The organism is Vibrio limimangrovi (assembly GCF_054064025.1).
On record NZ_JBSUGF010000012.1, the window covers coordinates 173,376 to 195,290 of the forward strand.

General features: G+C 42.4%; 16 protein-coding genes and 1 pseudogene. 8 read left to right on the top strand and 9 right to left on the bottom strand.

The window, feature by feature from the left end:
• Positions 1-24 precede the first annotated feature (24 nt).
• From ACWYU8_RS17440 to ACWYU8_RS17450, 3 genes are all read left to right on the top strand, one after another.
• On the top strand, positions 25-1,866 hold the full coding sequence (locus tag ACWYU8_RS17440) for a DUF3413 domain-containing protein (RefSeq protein WP_457520997.1): 1,842 nt from the start codon (positions 25-27) through the stop codon (positions 1,864-1,866).
• A gap of 221 nt (positions 1,867-2,087) precedes the next feature.
• On the top strand, positions 2,088-2,951 hold the full coding sequence (locus tag ACWYU8_RS17445) for a glycosyl transferase (RefSeq protein ID WP_457520998.1): 864 nt from the start codon (positions 2,088-2,090) through the stop codon (positions 2,949-2,951).
• 40 nt (positions 2,952-2,991) lie between these two features.
• Positions 2,992-3,999, top strand: coding sequence for a glycosyltransferase family 32 protein (locus ACWYU8_RS17450; RefSeq protein ID WP_457520999.1), 1,008 nt, complete (start codon positions 2,992-2,994; stop codon positions 3,997-3,999).
• 168 nt (positions 4,000-4,167) lie between these two features.
• On the opposite strand, the gene ACWYU8_RS17455 is transcribed toward ACWYU8_RS17450, so the two are convergent.
• From ACWYU8_RS17455 to ACWYU8_RS17495, 9 genes are all read right to left on the bottom strand, one after another.
• Positions 4,168-6,114 (bottom strand): acyltransferase family protein, encoded by a 1,947-nt coding sequence (locus ACWYU8_RS17455; protein WP_457521000.1) that lies wholly within the window; start codon positions 6,112-6,114, stop codon positions 4,168-4,170.
• Positions 6,115-6,399: 285 nt separating this feature from the next.
• Positions 6,400-7,656, bottom strand: coding sequence for a lipid IV(A) 3-deoxy-D-manno-octulosonic acid transferase (gene waaA, locus ACWYU8_RS17460; protein WP_457521001.1), 1,257 nt, complete (start codon positions 7,654-7,656; stop codon positions 6,400-6,402).
• The gene (waaF, locus tag ACWYU8_RS17465) at positions 7,650-8,714 is read right to left on the bottom strand and encodes a lipopolysaccharide heptosyltransferase II (protein WP_457521002.1); all 1,065 of its coding nucleotides are present in this window, start codon (positions 8,712-8,714) and stop codon (positions 7,650-7,652) included. Before waaF ends, waaA begins: the two co-directional genes overlap by 7 nt.
• Before the next feature lie 7 nt (positions 8,715-8,721).
• On the bottom strand, positions 8,722-9,702 hold the full coding sequence (gene lpxM, locus ACWYU8_RS17470; RefSeq protein ID WP_457521003.1) for a lauroyl-Kdo(2)-lipid IV(A) myristoyltransferase: 981 nt from the start codon (positions 9,700-9,702) through the stop codon (positions 8,722-8,724).
• A 132-nt stretch (positions 9,703-9,834) separates the two neighbouring features.
• Positions 9,835-10,776 (bottom strand): ADP-glyceromanno-heptose 6-epimerase, encoded by a 942-nt coding sequence (gene rfaD, locus ACWYU8_RS17475; RefSeq protein WP_457521004.1) that lies wholly within the window; start codon positions 10,774-10,776, stop codon positions 9,835-9,837.
• Positions 10,777-11,094: 318 nt separating this feature from the next.
• Positions 11,095-13,302 carry a YjbH domain-containing protein gene (locus ACWYU8_RS17480; protein WP_457521005.1) on the bottom strand — a complete coding sequence of 736 codons (2,208 nt, stop codon included), beginning with the start codon at positions 13,300-13,302 and terminating at the stop codon, positions 11,095-11,097.
• Complete coding sequence (locus ACWYU8_RS17485) at positions 13,299-14,063, bottom strand: capsule biosynthesis GfcC D2 domain-containing protein (RefSeq protein WP_457521006.1); 765 nt, start codon at positions 14,061-14,063, stop codon at positions 13,299-13,301. The genes ACWYU8_RS17480 and ACWYU8_RS17485 overlap by 4 nt, the downstream gene beginning before the upstream one ends.
• Positions 14,060-14,734 carry a YjbF family lipoprotein gene (locus ACWYU8_RS17490; protein WP_457521007.1) on the bottom strand — a complete coding sequence of 225 codons (675 nt, stop codon included), beginning with the start codon at positions 14,732-14,734 and terminating at the stop codon, positions 14,060-14,062. Before ACWYU8_RS17490 ends, ACWYU8_RS17485 begins: the two co-directional genes overlap by 4 nt.
• Before the next feature lie 67 nt (positions 14,735-14,801).
• The gene (locus tag ACWYU8_RS17495; RefSeq protein WP_457521008.1) at positions 14,802-15,020 is read right to left on the bottom strand and encodes a hypothetical protein; all 219 of its coding nucleotides are present in this window, start codon (positions 15,018-15,020) and stop codon (positions 14,802-14,804) included.
• 514 nt (positions 15,021-15,534) lie between these two features.
• Between ACWYU8_RS17495 and ACWYU8_RS17500 the strand changes: the two genes are divergently transcribed.
• From ACWYU8_RS17500 to ACWYU8_RS17520, 5 genes and pseudogenes are all read left to right on the top strand, one after another.
• On the top strand, positions 15,535-16,053 hold the full coding sequence (locus tag ACWYU8_RS17500; protein ID WP_457521052.1) for a porin family protein: 519 nt from the start codon (positions 15,535-15,537) through the stop codon (positions 16,051-16,053).
• A gap of 351 nt (positions 16,054-16,404) precedes the next feature.
• A pseudogene (locus tag ACWYU8_RS17505) lies at positions 16,405-18,801 on the top strand (SLBB domain-containing protein); the annotation flags it as partial.
• 59 nt (positions 18,802-18,860) lie between these two features.
• Positions 18,861-19,763, top strand: coding sequence for a Wzz/FepE/Etk N-terminal domain-containing protein (locus ACWYU8_RS17510; RefSeq protein WP_457521009.1), 903 nt, complete (start codon positions 18,861-18,863; stop codon positions 19,761-19,763).
• On the top strand, positions 19,756-21,051 hold the full coding sequence (locus ACWYU8_RS17515; RefSeq protein ID WP_457521010.1) for a hypothetical protein: 1,296 nt from the start codon (positions 19,756-19,758) through the stop codon (positions 21,049-21,051). Before ACWYU8_RS17510 ends, ACWYU8_RS17515 begins: the two co-directional genes overlap by 8 nt.
• Positions 21,052-21,075: 24 nt before the next feature.
• Positions 21,076-21,912: a glycosyltransferase gene (locus tag ACWYU8_RS17520; RefSeq protein ID WP_457521011.1), complete on the top strand. Its 837-nt coding sequence runs from the start codon at positions 21,076-21,078 to the stop codon at positions 21,910-21,912.
• Positions 21,913-21,915: the final 3 nt, after the last annotated feature.

The following is a 21,915-nucleotide window of genomic DNA, read 5'->3' on the forward strand; positions in this document are numbered from 1 at the left end:
GTTTGCTACACCCTAGGACATAACATGCCTTTTAAACAAAAACTACATGCACATGGCTGGTTTATTCTGGTCAATGCATTATTGGCGATAGCGATTGCCTGTCGTTACTTTGCATTCTTACCTGAGTTTCCGTCTGACGCACTCGGTATTACCTTTATCTTAGCTGGTACTTTGGGGCAGATGACACTGCTAGCTTTGGTCATCGGCGTTATCAGTGTACCCGCTTTGCCATTACCTAAGGGTGCGAGAAACGTTATTCAGGCTCTTCTTGCGTCTGCCGGGTTGGCTGTCTTATTTATTGATACGATTGTTTATGCTCAATACCGTTTCCATATTAACGCGGTGGTACTTGAGTTAGTATTCTCAGGGCAAGTTGTAAGCTTCCCACTGGTCACATGGTTAACCGTGATTGGCTCTGTTATCGCGTTGATTGCAGGGCAATGGTGGTTGATCCGCTGGCTGGAAGCGGATGCGCCGATTCGTGCACTACGATTAGGTCGTAAGTTTGTGTTGCTGACGTTTGTCGCTCTGCTGGTAACCAACGTAATACATATCTGGGCGTCTGCCTATGCGTATCAGCCAGTGACTATGGTCAAGCGCTACTTACCTCTGTTTTATCCTGCGACTGCGAATCGATTTATGGAAAAACATGGTTGGTTGGATAAAGAAGCAATCGAACAGCAAAAGGCGATGACCATCAATACAAAGAGTGACTTGAACTATCCCCTCAATCCTCTTGTATTCAAGGCTGTTGAGCAACCAGCGAATATCATGCTAATCACGGTGGACTCATGGCGCGAAGATACGTTTAACGAAGACAATACACCTTATATGTGGCAATACGCTCAAGAGGGCGTTGTTTTCCAAAACCACATTGCGACAGGTAACGCGACACGTACCGGTATTTTCGGCTTGTTTTATGGCATGCCAGGTACTTACTGGCATGGCTTTTTAGCTAACAACCGTTCACCAGTTTTTGTCGACAGAATGCAAGCCTTGAACTACCAGTTAGGTTTGTTTGCAGCGGCGAGACTAACCAGTCCAGAGTTTGACCAAACGGTGTTTGCAAACGTCCCGAATCTTCGAGTGACCTCAGCAGGCGATTCACCTTCCGCTCGTGACAAACGATTAACCGATGACTGGGTAGAATGGTACGCCAATCGAGACAAGAAGCTGCCGGCATTCTCTTTCTTATTCTATGATGCTCCGCATGGCTATGACTTCCCTGAAAATTTCGAGCCGAAGTATGAGCCAATGATCCCGCGCGTGGACTATCTTGAACTGGATAATGACAGTGACCAGGAAAAGTTCTTTAATCGCTATAAAACCTCAGTGCGCTATGTCGATACGCAAGTAAAACGCGTTTTGGATAAGCTGAAAGAAACGGGCGACCTAGAAAATACCGTTGTTATTATTACTGGCGACCACAGCCAGGAACTGAATGACAACAAACTAAATTTCTGGGGACACAACGGTAACTTTACCCGTGCACAAACACAGGTGCCTTTTGTCATGTTGGGTGCTGGCATTAATCAGCAGAAACTGTCTAAAAATGTTACCAGCATGACGATGACGTCTCATGAGGATGTCGTTCCAACGTTGATGAAAAACTACCTGGGCGTGACCAGCGATACCAAAGACTACTCGACCGGCATAGATTTGCTTGGTAATGATGTAGAGCGTAACTGGGTAATGTCATCTAGCTACAGCGCTTATGGCATCATTTATGACGATACCATTATCGAGGTGAATGGCGCTGGCCAATCTGAAGTTTATGATAGTAGCAATCGTCCTAAAAATAATGGCATGATGAACTACCAGTACGTTCAGGAAGCGCTAGAAAAAATTAGTCGCTTTAGGAAATAACCCAGACATAAATAGCCTCTTTACCCAAAATAGAGAGGCTATTTTTTTAGTTCTGTTGTTTGAATCTTAGCTAACCTAGCTAATATAGCTCATGTGCTGAAGTTCTAATTCTCGTTCTGCTCTTTTTAGCGGTGTGGTTGGCAATTAATTAACCATCAGTATGAAGATGATGGTGGCTTCGCTATAATGCCCAGATCATGTTCAGCCTAGAGTTTCAGAGAATGTTTTTCAAAAAAAAACGCAAAAAAGAGTTTAAAAAGCTGTATTCCGCTATTAATGACGCCGCTGTTGTCCAAGAAATAGGACGTTCAGCACGAGAATTAAAGCCTTTAACTCAAATGAACAAAATCGTTGAGCATGAGGTGATTGTTAGTCTGACAACCTACTCTAAACGTATTCATGATGTGTACCTGGTGCTCGAATCTATCAGTTTACAAACGGTGTTACCAAACCGAGTTATTTTGTGGCTGGCAGAGGGTGAGTTTTCACTCGATACATTGCCACTAACGCTGAAATCCCGCCTGCCTTATGGATTGGAAGTTCGCTTCTGTCCCGATTACAGAAGCTATAAAAAAATCATTCCTACGTTGCAAGTTGCACCTGAAAGTTTAGTTATCACGTTGGATGATGATGTGATCTATCCACATGATACCATTGAGCGTTTACTTAATGAGCACAGAACATACCCTGATACTATTTTGGGGAACCGCGCTCATGAGATTACATTTAGAGGTAGTGAACCACGCCCATATAAGCAATGGAATAGAGAGATCGTAGAGTCGGCAGAAAAGAATGTTTTTTTGACTGGGTGTGGCGCTATCCTATATCCACCTGGCTCACTACATCAATCGGTAACAGACACTGAACTGTTTATGAAGTTATGTCCTCATGCAGATGACATCTGGCTGTATTTTATGGCCAGAATGCAAGGAACAAACATTCGTAAGGCCGCTGGGAGGCATTTTAGTGAGTTTGCTGAGATACAGAATAATCAAACTACGGGGTTGAATAAGTTGAATGTGGACAACGGGCAAAATGACATACAGCTGAAAGTGGTCATGAATCATTTTGGTTGCGGTATCTAATTGACTGTTCGTCTTATTTCTTTAGGCCAGGTTAACTTTTATGTTTGATTGTTTTATTCGTAGTAAATTTTTTGAAAACAAATGCTTTGGGATACGTAAGAATATTCCCTATTTTAATACGCGATATGCTGAGTTGAATGGACTGGGAAAGGCGTGGCAAGACCCTGCACTTTTAGAGCGCGCCCAGCAAGCATTAGCGACTTTGAAAGAGGCCACTCAAGGGCATGAAAATCCGGAATCTGACATTCCTAAAATCATATGGATGTACTGGAATACACCACTCTCTTCAGCTCCGGATGTGGTTCAGTTAAGTATAGAATCTTGGATTAAGTTGAATCCGGATTATGAAGTTCGAGTGCTGAGTGATGAGAACCTCAATCAAGAATTGGGATTCGACTTTAACGCGGTTTTTGAGCTTTGTTTCGTTAAGCTCACTTTGGCCATGAAAGCGGATATTTTGCGCCTGTATCTTCTTAGTCGATTTGGTGGAGTTTGGGCAGATTCTACGACCTTCTGTTTAGAACCGTTGACACATTGGTTGCCCGAATGTACTCGTTTGCATAGTTTTTTCACATTCAGGCACGAGACTGTTGCGAGTCGTCCCGTTGAAGCTTGGTTTATTGCTGCTAGGCAACAGTCAAATATTACCCGAAACACATTGAATCTGTTTATTGAACATCTATTTAAACCAAGAAAGCTCGCCATCTTTGTTTCAAATCGTCGCAAAATGATGGAAAAAATGGGCTATGAGAAGCATCATCCCCATATGCTATATGCAGATACGGTAACGCAAGCTGAGAAGTTTGGCTTTATGCCTTATTTTTCTGTTGGTTACTTTTTCAATGAAAGTTTGAGGAAATACTTCTCTAGCGATGAAATTGAACAGTTTTTGGCCCTGCCTAACCGTCATGTCATCAATGACAGTGATTACGCTCAGTTTACTCAGGCTGTTGTTTCGAAACAGACGTACAAAGATACGTACCAGCAGAGTCCTTTATACCAAAAGCGTAAACAGTATCTGAGTGAAATTTTAGAAAAGGCAAATTAAGGCTCACTTTTCTGCGGTTAAGATAAGAGACTTTAACTTGGCGAGTGACAACTGCTTTGGTTAAATCAGATGTCACTCTTCGTCAGAAAAGAGGGCTAGGTATATCCATTCGAACGATTGGCCACCTAGCCCTGTTTGCGCGGAGTGCTACTTAGGAAAGAGTCGGCGTTATGTCTCTGTTTCCAAAATCCTAGTCGCGATGTCTTTCGTTATGAGCAATCCGGGGTGATTGTCATCAAAGTAGAGTGGTTTATTATCTCGTACCGCGTAGCATTGATGTTGGTCACAGAAAAAATCTTTCACTTCAATAATGTTTAGCTCTTCTTTATTGGGTAAGTCAGAAATGAAGGTGAAAATTAAATCGTTTCTTTTGTGGTAATAATCCAGAGAAATGGAAGAAATATCCGTTAAGCTTTTTTTTCTCAAGTAAGCGTTATCGACAAGACTTTTTATACTCCTTCCCATATCTGGAACTGGCATGAGTAAGTGAACTTGTTTTCCACTATCTATTAGGTCGTCAATCATCACTTTTAGTGATGCTAAAACCTGTTCTTGTCTTTCATCACTCCACTCATTTGGTAACTTGGGGTAAGTGTCTTCATTGTCTCCAAACAGATGTAATGAATACCGATATGAAATAACGACATTTTTGATCTCGTCGTTAGCAATAACGGTTTTCATTACTTCATTAGTCCAATTTGCACATTCGCTAAATTCAGTAGGTTGTGTATAGGATGGTGGGCAAGCTGACATACTAAACTGAGTTAGCGCTTTATCTCTCAAACTCAACTGGTTGGCTAACGAAAAAGATAATTCAGAAGCATGGCTGTCTCCGATCACGGCCCAGCTAGGTTTATCCGATGGCCAAGTACAAGCACCCACTGGTTGATGTTCAGCGTATCTATTGATGTGACATTTTGAACGCAATGGATGTGTTTGTATTTTTTTATCTAATTTATCATAAAGGCCTACCAGCTCAGGACTTAATGTGTTTCTTTCAGGGAGCCCATCTTGCCCGCTTATATATTTGGCAGCAATCACAATGAGTAATACTACCCCTAAAGGTTTACAGCGTAGGAATAATGCTTTGAATGAGTAAATATTTGTGTTCAAGCGAATTTTCTCAACAGTATGATAGCTGATTCCTCCCAGAACAAGGCTTAGTAACATACCAAAGAATACCCAATGTACTGAGTTTAAACTCAGTTTATAAAAAAGAACGACAACGGGCCAATGCCATAAATAAATCGAATAAGAATATAATCCAATACGCTGAACAATAAAGGAGCTATTTAGTTTTGTTTCATGGTTTGACCATAAAATGATTAATGCACCAAATGCTGGAATTAAAGTTAAAGAGCTCGGCCAGATATTATTTTCATTTATAAACAGGGAAGATAATAAAATTATGATCCAACCAATGTAAGACGAACGAAGTTTCTTCGGTTGGTACAGTACACCCCACGAGCCCAATAGCATTTCCCAAGCTCTTGCTGATAGAGAGAAATAGCCGCTTGAGTCGCCTTTAACCGCTAGGAAGCAACAATATCCCAGACTGCTTAGCAGCAATAGGTTGATGGCTAAGGCTAGATTTGATCTAGAAAATAGGCGATATACAACGCCAATGAACACAGGGTAGAGTAAGTAAAACTGCCATTCAATAGAGAGAGACCAAGTATGTAACAGCCAATTTTCTTTTGAGGCAGCAGCAAAATATCCAGCGTCCTCTAAGTAGGTTTGATTAGACAGAAATAGGGAACTATATCTAACGCTTTTAGCTAAATATTCGTAAGCATCTCCTGCTAAATAAAACCAACCTATAAGTAATAAAGTAAAGCACAGAAATGCAAGAGCAGGAACGATTCGATTTAAACGCGCGACATAGAAGTTGAGAAGGGATGATAGATTTAATTCGCGCCAGTTGAGGATGATTGATGTCATCAAAAAGCCGGAAATGACGAAAAATACATCAACTCCAACAAATCCTCCGGGTAACCAATTTGGGGTAAAGTGATAAATAACAACCAAAAGTACAGCCAATGCTCTTAATGCATTGATATCTTTTCTAAATTTCATTTTCTTTGAAGTAATAGTCTCACAAGTTAGCTTCTCCACTCGAGCCGCTAATGCTTGTGAGTTGTTTTAATTGGGGTATCTAGTATAAATGGAAATGTCATCAGTTCAGATTAGACCATGAATACTTTATGGTTATTTCGATGCAGGTATCGTTTTGAATACACAGCGTTTTTACTGCGATATCAAGATAGCACTTTTTATTTCAATGCTTATGCAAGGCGAGAGTGATGCTTCGCGAAAGGATTTGAGATGGAACAAGCCATGAATGCCCCTCAACAGATCTGGCTCTGGCAGGCAAAGATGGCTTCTTAACTTTTTTGAATGCTATTTGTTAATTTCAGTAAGGCTTCTTTGTATCGAGTTGAGGTATAAATTAAGAAACTTGCCAGGGTATGCTTTAGTCGAAAATAGATTTGCTAACACACTTTCTGCTAAGTGTTCTCCACTGGTTATATCTATAAGCTCGTTTTTGAGCATGCTTTCTACAATTTCTGCAAAATTAAAATAGCTCGGCCCGGTAATGACTGGTAATCCTAATGCCGCAGGTTCTAGCATGTTATGCCCGCCAACTTTGTCTCCGATTAAGCTACCGCCCATAAAACATACATCAGATGCGCCCATCAAGATCAGCATCTCACCCATAGTGTCACCAATATAGACCTGAGCGGAATCACTTACTCTGGACAACAGTGCTTTCGTTTCGGTGCGTCTTACTGCTTTAAACCCCGACGATTGGGCAAGATGGAACACATCATTAAAACGTTCTGGATGGCGTGGCACCAGGATTAGTAAGGCGTCTGAGTGTTGTTGTAACACTTTTTGGTGTGCGGCAAGTACTTGTTCATCTTCACCTTTGTGAGTACTGGCTGCAATCCAGACAGGCCGTGACTTACCTAATTGTTCTCTTAAAGCTTTACCGTGTTCTATGGTTTCTTCCGATATGGTGATATCGAATTTTATTGAACCAGTCGTAAATAGTTTATGTTCGCTAACGCCCAGTTTTGCAAAGCGTTCTTTATCTGATTCAAACTGACACAATACCTTCGTTAGACATTTCTCTATCTGGTTAAACAACGGCTGCACTTTGGCGTAGTTGCGGCATGATTTCTCAGATAGACGGGCATTTACGACGGTAATTGGTATCCCGGCTTTGTGCACAGTATTAAGGGTGTTTGGCCAGAGCTCGGTTTCGATGATCAGCATTTGCTTTGGATTGGTTGCTTTCAAAAACCCTTTTACTGCAAAGCTAAAATCGATTGGCATGTATCGGTGTTCTACTAAATCACCGAGTTTTGCCACTTGCTCAGCTCCGGTACTGGTTGTGGTGGTGACCAGAATTGTCTGTTCAGGATTTTGCTTTTTCAACGCCTTTATCAGCGGTGCCGCAGCGATGCTTTCACCGACCGATACGGCGTGAATCCATATTGGGCGTTGGTCAGTACTAAGCTTTGGTGTAATACCAAAATGCTCTTTCCAGCGCGAACCAAATTTAGGTTTATTTGGCTTGCTCTTGTACAAGCCAAACAAAAGAATGGGTGACGCCAGAGCAAGCAGCAGCGTATAAATCAGGCGAATTAACATGAGCTAACCGTAATGGCTTCTAGCTTTTGAATGCTGTTCAAGACTTGCTTTGGCGACAACTCTGTTAAGCACTTAAGGTGGTTAAACTGGCATTCACGCTGAAAACATGGGCGGCAATCAATGTCGGTATGAACAATCTCAACTTTTTCCGCAAGTGGTGGCGTGTATTTTGGCGAAGTAGAACCATACACAGCGACAACATTGCAGCCAACTGCTGCAGCGACGTGCATTAAGCCCGAGTCATTTGCTACTACCGTTTTACACCCAGCAAGCAGATCAACAGCTTCAATCAAGCTGGTTTGTCCGGCAAGAACATGAATATGCTGGTGGTACTGCGGCGGAACCAAATCACGAATGCCGTTGCATGTCTCAAAATCTTTTTGTGAGCCGAATAGCCAGATCTGATGACCTTCTTTACACATCTGTGTCGCGACTTCCGCATAATGGGTTTCTGGCCACTTCTTCGCTGGGCCAAACTCTGCCCCCGGGCACAAGCCAATAATTGAACGCTCTTGATTCAGGTTGAACTTCTGGATAGTTGCCTGTTGTTCTTCTTGATTAATAGTAAGGCGAGGGCGGGGCAGATTCTCTAAGCCTCCAAGTGAGGATGAATCCACCATCTCTGACTTTGGATAAGCTAATGCCACATAGCGTTCTACCATGTATTGAAATGACTTCATGTTAGGACGAATGTCATTCAGCAAGCCAAAGCGCATTTCGCCTTTCCAGCCTGTACGAAGCGGAATGTTCGCAAACCACGGAATCAGAGCGGATTTCGCCGATTTTGGCAGGATATAAGCGTGATCGTATCTTCTCTCACGTAGTGATTTACCAATTTCACGGCGGCCAAGAAGGTTAAATTCGCCATGACCAATTGGCATTTCAATCGCCTGACTAATCTCGGGCATCCGTTCTAAAATCGGTTTACACCACCCCGGAGCAATGACATCTATTTCACTTTCTGGATTCAGTTGTTTTAAAACGATGTAGAGGGATTGCGACATCACCATATCGCCAACCCAAGAAGGACCAATAATCAGGATTTTGTTTTTCGACATGTTAATATCACTTTTGTTTAATAAAGCCATGCTCTCGCATTTCTCGATAAGGGTTGCTGCCATCGGCTTGAGTGCGCAGCAGACGCAGGGTCCACATATATTGCTCCGGCGCTTTGCTAACAAAGTATTCAACGGCTTCATTGAGTGAGCGTGCATCGTCGCTATCGGTTTCCTGAAGCGTCAGCGGCGGCATGAACTCAATACTAAAGCGACCAGTTTCCGGATCCAGCGAAGCAAACGTTGGTATGACTTTCGATTTTGACAGTCTTGCCAGTTTGGTCAGACCGGGTAAGGTTGCTTTGGTTGTCGCGAAAAAGTCTACAAACTCACTGAGCTCTGCGCCATGATCCTGATCCGGCAGGTAGTAACCTAAGTAACCATCTTTAATCGATTTGATAAAAGGCTTAATGCCCCCAGAACGTTCATACACACGGCCACCATATTGGACACGTTGGCGGTGCATTAACCAGTCTGTCACTGGGTTTTTCTGTCTTTTTGCCATCGCAGATACTGGCAGTCCTTTAGAAGCCAGCAGTACCGCAGGGATATCAATTGACCAGGAGTGTGGCACTAATAACATTACTTTCTGATTCTGCTCAGTCAGCTCGAACAACTGTTCTGAGTTCACAAAATCACACTTTGACTGAAGCCATTCTGGTGAACGTAAAGAGACCAGACCGAACCTAAGTGTAAATACGCCAGCGGTATAAAGCGTTTTGTAAACCAGTTGGTCGCGCTCTTGTTCACTTAGATGCGGGAAACAGAGCGCTAAGTTCGTCTTTACGTTATTGACTGAGTTTGCTTTGGATTTAACTAAACGTGATGCCAGCATTTTTGCCAGCCATTGGTGAAATGAGAGAGGCAGCAAGGCGATAAGTACAGAGCTAAAAACAGCGAGCCAGGTTCCCCAGTATTTTGGTTTGAGAAAGGAATACTCAAACTCGGGGTTATAGGCTTTTGGATCGAAGTCATCACGTTTATTGGTCATGGGGAGTCTAGTTACCTATACGTATGGGACGAATGGATAAAATGCAGATAGTAGAAATGATACAGGCTATTAGAAATGAGTAAAGGTGGCAGGTCATAATCGCCGCCACCCCATAATTGCAATCAAAGATGCTTAGCGGTTTTGGATAGCCAGGTATTCAGCGACACCTTCAGCAACCGTCTTGAACTCAACGTCACAACCTGCTGAGCGTAGCTTAGTCAGATCGGCTTGAGTGAACTCTTGATAGGCGCCTTTCAGATGGTCAGGGAATGGAATCGTTTCGATTTCGCCCTTACCGTGGTGGGTGATCACCGCTTTTGCGACTTCTTCAAATGACTCTGCACGTCCAGTGCCGCAGTTAAAGATGCCTGAAACGCCATTTTCAAAGAACCACAGGTTGACTTTGCATACATCGCCGACGTAAACGAAGTCACGTTTAAAGGTCTCGCTACCTGCGAAGAGTTTCGGGTTTTCACCTGCATTTAGCTGGTTATTTAGGTGGAAGGCAACGGATGCCATGCTGCCTTTGTGATCTTCGCGAGGGCCGTACACATTGAAGTAACGGAAGCCAGTGATTTGAGATAGTGTCTCGCCGTGATCTTCAGCATCTTGCCACAGACGACGCACGTAGTTATCGAACTGCTGCTTTGAGTAACCGTAGACGTTTAGTGCGCCTTCGTATTCGCGCTCTTCTACAAAAGTATCGGTCTCGCCGTATGTCGCGGCAGAAGAGGCGTAAAGGAATGGAATTTCGCGATCTAAACAGTAATGCAGTAGCTCTTTTGAGTACTCATAATTGTTCAGCATCATGTATTTGCCATCCCATTCAGTAGTTGCTGAGCACGCACCTTCGTGGAAAATTGCTTCGATCGGACCGAAGTCATCACCCGCCATAACCTGGGTAAGGAAGTCGTCACGATCCATGTAATCTGTGATGTCCAGATCAACTAAGTTCTTAAACTTTTTGCCATTTTTTAGGTTGTCGACAACCAGGATATCGTTGATACCAGCTGCGTTGAGAGCTTTAACAATGTTGCTGCCGATCATGCCAGCACCACCAGTTACGATGATCATAGAACTTCCACCATAGATTAAAATTTTCTCAGGAATTTTAGCAAGAAACGGGGGGGAGGGAAACAAGATCCTAGGTTACAGGATTCTAGATCCTGGGGGATAGCGTTGGAAGTTATACGGTGAACAAACGGTAAGTAGGAGAATGCGGTTTTTGGAATACGGAATACAGATTACGGAATTTACAACAACCTCTTCCGTAATCTGTAAGCGAAGCGCTCGGTAATCTCAAACAGCGCACACTAACTGTTTAAGAAAAAGACTAAAGTTTCAACAAGATAACCTAGGACCTAGGATCTAAAAACCTAGGCCCTTATTTACTTATTTCTCATCCGAATGGTTCGGTCTTTGATACCAAGGATTTCGCTCATCAGTGAATTCAATCAAGCTGTATTTACGACCTAGCTTCTGGCCTCCATCACGAGTCAGCGGTTGCCAGTTGAAGTTCGCTCGGTTGTTGCTTGGTTTAATTGTCATGATGTCGTAAGGAATTGAAATATAGAAGCCCTTAGTAAAGCTACCTTCACCATATTCATCGGCTGACAGGTCACTCACAGATGCATAGACACCCGCGATAACGCCGCTCTTGAACTGCTTAGCAAAATTCAACTGAGCGCCCTTGTCGCCACCCAAGAATTGACCAACATCCAACTGGATCATCGTATCAGACAGGAACTCCCACTGCGGGAAGTAGTAGCCGGATACAAAGCCAGTGAAACCTTTGTCAATGACCTGGAACGGACGGCCATATTCTGGAATGTTCTGCCATTTATCGGTGTAAACGCCAAAGTAACTTTGTGGATCACGTTGTGAAATGAAGTTTGCGTCAGCACCAATGGCCCAGTTTGAACCTTGCGGGCGGTATAAAATTTCAGTACCCGCACCAGCGAACATACTTTCCAGATAACCTGCGTAGAACTGCTGATCTAACGTATCTGAGTATTCCTGGAACCAGGTTAGCTGTAGATTCGACATCGTGATGTCGTGCTCATTCTGGTAAGCACGGAACATGGTACGGACGCGAGGAATCGTCGTGCCATCAGGAGGCGTGACATAGTTAAACTTGTCGTAGTTGTTGTACCAATCCCAGTACAGCGAGCCGCCAATTTCCAGATTGTCAGTTAACCAGTAGGAAGCATTACCATTTAAACCAACACTAAACAGGTAAAAGTCTTCCGCGTTACCCAATGTTTGAACCAATTTAGGTGCAAAGCTCCAGTCGAAGCGTTCAAAACCATCGTAAGTCGCTTCACCTTGTGGTTTTTGGTTCGATGTTGAAACCGCATCTTCGATTTGTGCATCGACGTAGTTTACTTGCGCGTAATCTCGGTATTTATCTTTAGAAATAACCGTCTGATTTGCGACTAGCCCTCGGTTTCGCTCATTAATGGTAAATGTATCAACGCTGTCGGGCATTTGGTTAGACAATACGGCGGCCGCTTTTTCATGAGCTTCGTTGCGGTCGCGGTACTTCTTCTGTTCACCGACAATCGATACCGTATCATCCTTCGCGTAGATCTTTGCATTCTGATAGCCCGCGATCTTATCCAGATCTTCGGTTACGCGTTCCCAATCAACTTGAGAGAGTTCAGCAGGTTGGTTCTCATTCTCTTTTGGTGTTGGTGTATCACGCCAGAACGAAGGCATGTTATTGAAGTTAGTGTATAGACTTAAACCTGCTACCAGAGTATCACCACGCTCATAACTTAAGCGTAAATCAGCCATATGACCCAAACGGTACAATACACCAAAGTTCCACGGTGTATGCGGTGTCATGTCTACGCCACTACGCACAACAGGAAAGTCTTCACTGTAATCGTTGCTGTCGTATTCCAGTTTAAAGCGCAGCGGGGCGTAAAGGGTTTGATACTCCACACCACCGAAGATGGCGGCAGAGCCTTTAAACCAACGCTCAAAATCTACGCTTCCACCTTTACCTTTATAGTCATTAAAGTCGGTAGGTCGGTCACAGTATCGATCTGAGATTTCACAAGCGACATTAGTCACATTGTCTCGCGTGCCCAAGTAACCCCAGCCCATACCTAAGGTAAAATCGAACGTACCTAAGTTAGGGTTTGAGTAGCGTTTGGTTGCAGCGATAAACTCGGCGTCAAACAGGCCAGTACCCGCAAAATCGCGGACACCGACGGACAGCTCTGGTAAGTACTGGGATTCTTCCAAGAGGCGAACTTTAACATCAACGCCTTTATCTGTGTATTTAGTATCGCCAGAAAAATTAGGGTCATTACTATAAAAAAGGTCGTTTACCAAGGTGTAACGCAAGGTCGTCTCCAGCCATGGCATCACTTGTAAGGTGATATTATAAAACTGGTATTCATTATTGAACGTGGCGGAAAAGTTAAACTCACCTTCAGGCGCCATACGAGCAGTCGGCATCTGCATCAGACCTACACCACCAAAGTCCATTTGTGATGGCTGTAACTGTGGTGCTTCAAACGGCATATCTTGCGCCCAAACCAATGCCGGGCCCATTAAAGAAAGGGTTAAAGTATGTCTAATCAACATCATAGTGGACTCTTCATTGAGGTTGGTTTCAGTTGTGTAAGCAACTTAACAATATCCTGATCCATTTCAGAGTTTTCAAATTCTTCAAACGGGATATAAACCATGGTCAATGGCGGAAGGTAGTATTGTGTCGTTAACCAAGAGCCGTGGTGTGGTTGGACTACGTTGCCATCTGGATAAATTAAGATTGGCGGGTGTGCCAGTTCACCAAGATCGTTTTCTAGGTTTACAATTTGTTGTTTTAACGGGATACCCTCTTGCTCTTTAACGGAGTAGATGTCGTCTAAATTACCCAGGTAAATGACTTTTTCTTCCCGTGGCATTGATACAAGAGATAAGTCACCGTTGAGCAGTGGGTTATTAAATTTATCCAGGCGGACGTCATCTAAATCAACAGCAGAAAATACACGTGGGGCAAATTGATGCTTTTGCATGTATTTATAAAAAGGGTGTGCGACCAGGTTATGCTGAATCATTTGATTCAAAACCGAGTTTTTAAGTGCCGTCGATTGACGTAGCGCTTGCTCAGAGCCGTCAAATAGCGTTGTGCCAAGAGAATATTGTAAAACCAGGTCTTGCTGTTGTGCCTGTTTTAGAACATCCGCTAAACGTGCTGGTTGTTCGAATTGTAACTGTTTGCCCACGCCAACTAACTCAACGTTTAAATACGATGCTTTAACTGGGGTAGATTGGGCCGAAACAGGCGCAATACCAGTGCTTGCTAACAGGGCCATGCTTAATAAAGGTAACAGTCGTTTACTCATGGTTTGCTGTATCCTTTTAAAATCGTTAACTCAATGGGTGCCATATTCGGTCCCAAATATTGTCGGGTCTTTACAACTTGCCCTTCATTGTTTACCCAATAAAGGTTTTCAACGGATTCGGATAGGCTAGGAAACTCAACAGATTCACTATATAAATCAACTGACGTTGAGGATAGTGGTGTTGTGACGACGTCTTTACCGCGATAGGTGCGTGTAATGCGAGCAGAAAAACCGTAACGATAGTGCTCGGCCCAGTCATAAGAAAGCACATACTCAGTGTCTGATGCAGTATAGGCAGGCACTTGGCCATAGACGCCAGCAATATTGTTGTTCTGTAAGTTAACTGTTTTAACGATATGGCCGTTTTCTGTCACCACCATCGCTTTGTCTGCGCTGACCCATTTTAACTGTGTTTTACCAGTGAGAGGGTTATGGTCTGCGAATGCTAAAACAACAAATACTTGTTTTTGACTTCCTAGCTTTAGGTATGCGCTGGCATACGGTACTGCTTCAATCTCTTGCGGTGTTAACTCGACATCGATGTAATTACCATAGGCTTCTTGGACGGTTGCAGACACATCATTAAATTTTTGAGTACATCCGAACGTTAGACTCAATACCGGTAGGATAAGAAGTAGACGCTTCCATTTTTTAACTCGAAAGATATTCATTATTCCCTCTTGAAAATAAAATCGCCCTGAATAAATCAGGGCGATTATTAATCTACTACTTTTAGTCTTACTGCTGAGCAGAAGCAGAAGCAGAAGTAGTTGTAGTGCTTGAGTCGCTGTCTGTCGCTGCTACTGCTACAACAGTTGCTGCTGCTGCTGCACCAACGCCTACTGCAACTTCACCATTAGCAAGGTTTGCTGCGTTCTCAGCGTTGTCTGCTTCAGTTGCTGCGAATGCTGTTGATGCACTTAGAGCCATAAGAATAGCCAGAGCTGTCTTCTTCATTATTAATCCTTGTTATATCCGGTATAAAAAACATCGATGTTTTGGAACATAAATTGATGTTCCAAAATGTATTTTAGATAAAAAATCGCCAGCATGTAAACAGTTTCGTATGTGTTCTGCTGTTAAAATTATGAAAATAAACAACCTAGAGATCTAGGCCCTAGGATCCTAGGACCTAGATCTCTAGACCCTTCTACATCTTATTTACTAAAAACGCCCATCTCATTCTTACATTCTAGACACATTAGTCCCCTTGCCGTTTCTTGTCATTACATGCATAATTTGGCAGCTTTGTAGAGTACTTTAAATCATGATTTTTTTGATTTAACTTCACAAGCCAAAGGCTTAAATAAAAATATTTATATCAATAAACCGAATGAAATAAATCGGTAATCAGCGAACAGTGGCTAACGCGTAAATGCCGCAGGGCGGTAGCGTGGAACGCGAGAGATATTTACCAGGCCTTACTGCTCGCATTGGCGCAGCGGTAGGTCGATACCTAGGGAACAATTACGTGATTAATAAACGACCATGGCTAGGGGCGTTGAGCGCAGTAAGTTTAGGCTTGTGCTCTTTTTCTGCCTCAGCAGATTTTTATGCCGGTGCGTTATTGAGTTACTCTAACGCCGAATATCACCACACCTCCTCATCTTCAGTAGCAGAAGGCAGCCCGTTTCTTCTTCAGGCTCAAGCTGGCTACTTCTTCAATGATTACCTTGCATTAGAAGCCCGTTACGGCACCTCTCTTGAACGCGATAGTGGTCTGACTGTCGATAGTATTGCCGCTGGTTTTGCCAAATTTAATATTCCCGTTTCTGAGCGTGTCGCCTTGTATGCTTTGGCTGGTTACTCTAGCGTGGAAATAGACCAACAGGATGTTGGATCTGGCAAAGATCAAGGCGTTAGCTTTGGTATGGGCGCGCATTACGCTCTCGATAAGCAAAGTGCTGTCGTATTCGAGTTTATGGATAGCGCTTCCGAAGATAAAGTTCGCTTGAATGGAATCTCACTTGGCTTCCAACACCGATTTTAATAAAAAGAATTTAATTAAAAACTCATAGCCTAGGACGTCATATCTAGGTTAATCACTTCATTATATTTATAGCGAATGATCATGCTTAAAGGATATTTCTCTATTGCGGTTTGTGTGCTGGCAAGCATGTTTGCTCCATACACTTTGGCGCAAAACCCGACTCCAGCACAGTTGCAAATGTTTAAGAGCTTACCTGCCGATCAACAACAAGCATTGGCCAGTCAGTATGGTATCTCCATCCGATCAGGATCCTCTCAATCAACGAGTTACCAGAACCCTCAGGTGATTGAGTCACGTACTCCAGTGAACGAAAATGCTCAAAACGGGCAAGTAAACCAGCAAGAGACAGAGTTAAAACGTTTTGGTTTAGAACTTTTTGCTGGCTCACCAACTACCTTTGCTCCTATTAGCGACGTCCCTGTACCTGCTGATTATACGGTTGGAGCTGGCGATGAAATCGTTATCCAGTTGTTCGGTAAAGAGAATACTACTCACCGTCTGCGCGTTAACCGTGCGGGTATCATCAATTTCCCATCGTTAGGTCCGGTACAGGTTGCGGGAATGAGCTTCTCGGAAGTGCGCGACTCACTTAGCCAGCGCGTGCAGGAACAGATGATTGGTGTTCGCAGTGATATTTCTCTTGGTGAAATGCGTACCATGCAAGTATTTATCATGGGTGATGCTTACAAGCCAGGTGCTTACACGGTTAGTGCATTAACAACGATCTCACAGGCGATTTACTACAGCGGTGGCTTTGGCGAAAGTGGTGCATTGCGTAATATTCAGTTGAAGCGTGATGGTCAGGTGATTCGTAATCTAGACATGTACGACCTGCTGCTAAAAGGTGATGCTCAAAACGATGTACGCTTAATGCCAGGGGATGTGGTGTTTATTGGCTCGGTGGCACAAACCGTCTCAGTTGATGGTGAAGTTAACCGCCCAGCGATTTATGAAGTTAAGTCGGGTGAAACCTACAAACAATTAATTCAAATGGCGGGTGGTTTAACTGCCAATGCATACGGCGACCAGATTGAAGTGAAACGCTACGCAGCCAAAGGCACTCGAGAAGCATTGACGCTCAACTTCACTCAGTCTACCGATCAACAAGCTAAAGTAAAAAATGGCGATGCCATCAACGTGCTGAAAAAAAGTGAAGAGCTGACTCGTTATGTTCAAATCGAAGGTGACGTGCGCCATCCTGGTTTTGTTGAATGGAATAGCGGGCTACGTATTGCAGACCTTTTCCACTCGGTTGACTCTTCTTTCAACTCAACAGCAGATGTTAATTACGCTGTAGTCGTACGAGAAATTAATTCTCAACGCGATATCGAGGTTCATCAAGTCAACCTTGCCAAAGCGATTCTATCCCCAAGCAGTAAAGACAACTTACAGCTTAATTCTCGCGACCGAGTATTGGTCTTTAACCGTTTTAATAATGAAGACTTAGATAATCTTGCACAAGAAGAGTCTGTGACCAAGGCAAAAACTCTTGAGGAAGCTCAGGCTCAGGCTGAGCAGGATCTGAAGCAAGAACAAGATGTCTTAAATCCTGCTGTTGCTGTGACTGCGGTAGATAGCAAGTCAAAAGCTAACGCTAAGAAAAAGAAAATTATTTTCCGAGGTAAGGAGATCACAAAGGAAGACTTTGAAGCACTAAAGCAAAATACTCGTCGTGCTTTACTGGCACCAGTGTTGTTGCAACTTCAACAACAGTCGCGATTGGGTCTAGCGCCACAAATTGCGGAAGTGTTCGGCGAAGTCAAACACCCTGGCCGTTATCCTCTTACACCACGAATGACAGTTTCTACACTAGTTGAAGCGGCAGGCGGCCTGACTTACAACGCATTCACGATCAATGCGGAACTTGCTCGCACCGTGGTTAATAGTGTCGATGAGCGTGCTTATATTGATGTAGAACGTATCGATCTACGCAAAGCGATTCAAGGTAGCACTGCTGATGATGCGATTATCGCAGGTCGTGACCGTTTAAACATTTTAGAGAAGCCAAGTGTTAAGCTGCAAAGCACAGTAACTCTGCAAGGTGAAGTTCGTTTCCCCGGTACTTACACAGTGAGTCAGGGCGAGACACTTGGCCAACTACTTGAACGAGCGGGTGGTCTGACAGAGTTTGCACACCCTCAAGGTGCAATTTTCACTCGTGAAGCGCTACGTCTACAAGAGCAGAAACTGCTAAACGAGTACGCTGCGGATATGCGTGCCGAGACCGCGAAGAAAACCTTCCGTGCAGACAGCAACTTAGGTTCTGTTATCTCTGATCCTGATAAAACACTGAAGTTTGTTGAAGAAGCAAGCCGTAGTAAAGCACTTGGCCGTATGGTTGTTCAGCTAGATCGCATCACCAAAGGTGAGCGTTCTACGGACTTCATGTTAGAAGACGGCGACTTCCTGTTTGTTCCAACCTTCCGCAACACAGTATCAATCATGGGCGAAGTTCAGGTTCCAATTACTTATCTGCTAGATAGTAAGCTGGATGTGGATGATTACCTGAACAAAGCAGGTGGTGTGAAAAAACAAGCGGATGAAGACCGTATCTTCGTAGTACGTGCGGATGGTTCCGTCTACAAGCCAACATCAGGCTACTGGTTTGGTAATAACAACGAAGAGCTAAGTGCCGGTGATACCATAGTCGTACCAATCGATACCGATTACCGCGATGCTCTAAGCACCTGGACCGCCGCGACGCAAATCCTGTACCAAACAGGTGTAGCGATAAATGCGTTGAAGTAGCCGTCTAATAGTATAGTCACTCAACAAGAGAAAGGGGGGTAACTCCCCTTGCATTATTAATGGAAAAAAATCAGTTTGAACTTGATATCAGTGAGTTAATACGCTTACTGTGGCAACAAAAGATTATTATTGTTGCAATAACATTTGTTTTTGCGGTGGCATCAGTCATTTTTGCCCTTTCAAAACCTAACCTCTATAAATCCGAAGCTGTGCTATTTCCCGTTACAGATAGTGCACCTAGCTCTGCAATGAGCCAACTTGGCGGTTTAGCTGCTATAGCTGGTTTTGGTTCTCAAGATAGCTCAAAACAAGCAATTGCACTTGAATCTTTGCGTTCAAGAGCTTTCTTAGGGGATTTCATTGAGCGTAGAGGTTTGCTAATTCCACTGATGGCTATAGACCATTGGGATGCAACTTCAGGAAAAGTATATATAGATCCAGAAATATATGATGAGAGCACAAGAACTTGGACTCGAGTTGTAAGTGAAGGGAAAACGCCAAAGCCAACGATCTTGGAAGCTACGAAAGCTTTAAACGAATTGCTAGTAATCGACTCGAATAAGGTAAGTGGATCGACAATCATATCTTTGACAAACCAGTCACCGATTTTAGCAAGGCAATGGCTAAACTGGCTCATATCAGACCTAAATGATTGGATGAAGAATAAGGATATCAACCAAGCCAAGAACAACATCCAATACTTGGAGAAGCAGTTGAACCTTACTAACCTTTCTGAAATGCAAAATGTTTTCTATCAGTTAGTTGAAGAACAGACAAAAAAATTAATGCTAGCGGAAGCTCAAGAAAACTACATCTTTGATATTATCGATCCTCCAGTCGTTCCTGAAGAAAAAGATAGTCCTAGTCGAGCAATCATCTGTGTTCTTGGTACTTTGATTGGTACAATTTTATCCATTTTCATTGCATTAATTCGAATTGCTGTAAAAAGAAAAAATGCATAGTATAAATCTAGCACCGAAAAAATTATTAGAGGCACATATGTGTCTCTTTGCGTTGCTTGCACCACTATCAGTCACACAATGGAATAAAATTTTCTTAGTTATTTTGTTTTTTTCTTCATTGTTAGTATTTACCTACTTTTTTATATCCTCAACTAAGATTAATCTCGAAAAATACCCATCTTTTGTTTGCTTATCGTTTTCTTCAGTATTTTTTATCTCTCTTTTTAGTATTCTATTAAGTAGGGATTACTTAATTGCTGAATATTTAAAATCGGTGATTATAGGAAGAATGTTTACATTTTTTTCTTTAATGCTAAATATTTTTATATTTCTTCTTTGGGCTTCAAGTGCGAAAGAAAGGTCATTAAGAAAATTCATAAAGCTTAGTTTGTTGAGTGCTCTTATTTTTATTGTCCTAGGGTACTGGCAAGTAATAGGAAAGTTTTTGGGGATACCTTTCTTTATTGAAACGCGAGATTGGATGCATGGTGTGCCTTCTGCTTTGAGAGCTGTTTTTCCGTCTCGCGTTACATCAATTGCTGAAGAACCAAATTATTTATCTCCAATTCTAATGGAATCTCTAATTCTAATAGTGTTTTTGGTAAGGCATAGCCTAACAAGATTGATGTTATTATTATTGACTTTCGGTATTGTTCTATTGTCTTTTTCTGGCGGTGCATATATTAATTTTATTCTATTGCTGGGGTTTGTTTTTGTATTCACTTTTTTAAAGACGGTGTTAACAGGGAAGACTAGAATTAGTCATTTCTTTATACTTGTTCTCATTGTGGTTTTGGTGCTGTTTTTGATATATATAGGCACTATATTAATAGAGTTTATATACTATAAAATGTCTACAGAGGCATCAGGTAGTTCTTCACGCAGTCAGTTCATGATTTCTTTTGTACAGTTAATTACAGAATCCAATTTTACCCAACTAATTTTTGGTCATGGGCTTGGAACGATGTCTGTCCTAGATGAGTTTGGAATGCATAGTGAAGACTACTTATTTAGAATCACAAATAACTACATTTTGGATATGTTTTGGGAGAGTGGAGCGTTAGGGATCCTTATGATCTTTAGTTTCTTTATGTTGTTGTTCTACCCTTGCTTTAAATATGGATTTACCTCTGTGAAGTTTTTCATTGGTGGACTTTTAACTTTTCATCTCTTAATTGCATCAACTTACCGATCTGAATATCTTAGTACTCACTTCGCTTGGGTTGTTTTCTTAATACTTTGTATTTATAAGATGGCGGAGTTAGAGCGAACTGAACATATACATTAATGAAATTTAAGAATAGCGATAAATATGAAATTAGTGACTATTTATATTGTTACACATAATAGAAGTGAACTTCTCAAACGAGCAGTTGAATCAGCTTATAATCAAACCTATGGAAACCTTGAAGTAATAGTAGTAGATGATGCATCAACTGATGACACATCAGATGTTATTGAAGAGATGCAATTGATTTACCCTCTGAAATACTTCAGAAATAATGTTGGTCGTGGAGCTTGTTACTCTAGAAATGTGGCTTTGAATTCAGCTACTGGAGAGCTTATCACTGGTATGGATGACGATGACTGCTTTGGACCTACTCGTGTAGAAGACTTAGTCAATGTGTATGATGAGAAGTACTCTTTGGTTTGTGCAAATATTATTGAAGTCACTATGAAAAGAGAAATTCAACGAAAGTTTGGTTTTGAACAAGGAGAGTTTGATTTAGATAACTTGCTGTATCAAAATTTGGTTGGAAACCAAATGTTGACTAGTTTAGCTAAACTGAAAGCCATTGGTGGATTTGATGAAGCGATGCCAGCCTTTCAAGATTATGACACTTGGGTTCGACTAGTTGCTCGATATGGGAAGGGGTATAAAGTTGGTAAGTACAACTACTTTTTAAATACAGAGCATGAAGGGGAGAGGATATCGAGCTCTAATAATCGGAAGACAAGAGGGTTTGAGCTGTTTTATGATAAACACGAAAGTAAAATGAATGAGGCTCATAAGAAATCGATGGAAATCATGCGTTATAAAGTAACGGGAGAAACCATGACATTTCTCTCTATGGCCAGATTGATTTCTGCTGACAACTATAAGTCTGCACTATCACTTTTTTTGAAACAGCGAAACTTGAGAAAGTAATAG